Source organism: Sphingobium sp. (genome assembly GCF_033795625.1).
In the GTDB taxonomy this organism is placed as follows: Bacteria; Pseudomonadota; Alphaproteobacteria; order Sphingomonadales; family Sphingomonadaceae; genus Sphingobium.
In genome coordinates this window covers 1-1,053 of the sequence record NZ_JARYGI010000087.1, presented here as the reverse complement: position 1 = coordinate 1,053, position 1,053 = coordinate 1, and the positions used below count along the sequence as shown (strand labels likewise).

Here is a 1,053-nt window from a genome sequence, read left to right as displayed (position 1 = left end):
GAGCAGTTGCCGCCGCGCGGTGACCAGCGTGCGGATTAGCATGCTGTCGAAACCTTTCACACGGACTTCCCGGTAGAAGCCCACCTCGGCCAGATGCGCCAAACCATCGGCATCGTTCGCATCGGTCTTGTTTGCCGCCATATCGAGCGCCGCCTTGGCATGCCGCGCATCGATACAGATCGCCGGCATGCCTTCCGCCGTCAGCGCGTGGTAGAACCACACCGACAGCGGTCCCGTCTCAAACACAACCCGCCGGGCCTCCGGTGCGCGCTTGCGGATCACCGACGCGAGAAGTTGCGGATCGGACGCACACTTACCGCGCCATATCTTCTTGCCGTCCTGCCGGATCGAGATCGCCGTCTCTTTCATGGACACGTCGAGGCCGATATACTGCTCCATGGTTGTCCTCCGTTAGATGCCTGGGCCCGGTGTCAATCGTGAGCCCGTTTCTTCATTCTATCGGGGGACAGCCAACCCACCAGACGTCCAAACGTCGCCGCCACGCCATACATGGCCATCGCTCCCGCGATTACGTCATGTTCGTTCAATCCGGCTTCAATGAGGTCGCGCACAGCGCCAAGATCGGCCCTCAGCGCCGTGCGACCTCACAGAAACCTCCAGATTCCCTTGGGGTGAGATTTGTGATTCACCGGTGTTGGAGGTGGATCATGGGCAAGAGCAGTTCGGTTGATCTTCGGGTTCGGATCATTGGCGAGATCGAGCGTGGCCGGTCGTGCCGTGCGGCGGCGCTGCGGTTCGGGGTCGCACCGAGCACGGCGATCCGGCTGGCGCAGCGCCGGGCGCGGACGGGATGCTGGCTCCGGCGCGGCAGGGGCGCCCGGCGGGAAGCGGTGTGCTGGGCGCCCATATCGACGCATTGACGGGTTGGGTGGACGCCGATGGCGACATCACGATGCCCGAGCTGGCGGCGCGGCTCTTGGCCGAGCGGGGGATAAAGGCGCACCCCGCGTCGCTGTCGCGGCTGCTGATCCAGCACGGTTTTACCGTCAAAAAAAACGCTGCTCGCGAGCGAAACCGATCGCGCTGACATCG

2 protein-coding genes are annotated in these 1,053 nt (G+C 63.9%); one reads left to right on the top strand and one right to left on the bottom strand.

Annotated features, from left to right (window positions below):
• Positions 1-399, bottom strand: a 399-nt coding sequence (locus QHC67_RS18665) for an IS110 family transposase (protein WP_319296655.1), incomplete at its 3' end; no start/stop codon positions are given.
• A gap of 334 nt (positions 400-733) precedes the next feature.
• Between QHC67_RS18665 and QHC67_RS19280 the strand changes: the two genes are divergently transcribed.
• Positions 734-1,048 carry a hypothetical protein gene (locus tag QHC67_RS19280; protein ID WP_413818575.1) on the top strand — a complete coding sequence of 105 codons (315 nt, stop codon included), beginning with the start codon at positions 734-736 and terminating at the stop codon, positions 1,046-1,048.
• Positions 1,049-1,053 lie beyond the last annotated feature (5 nt).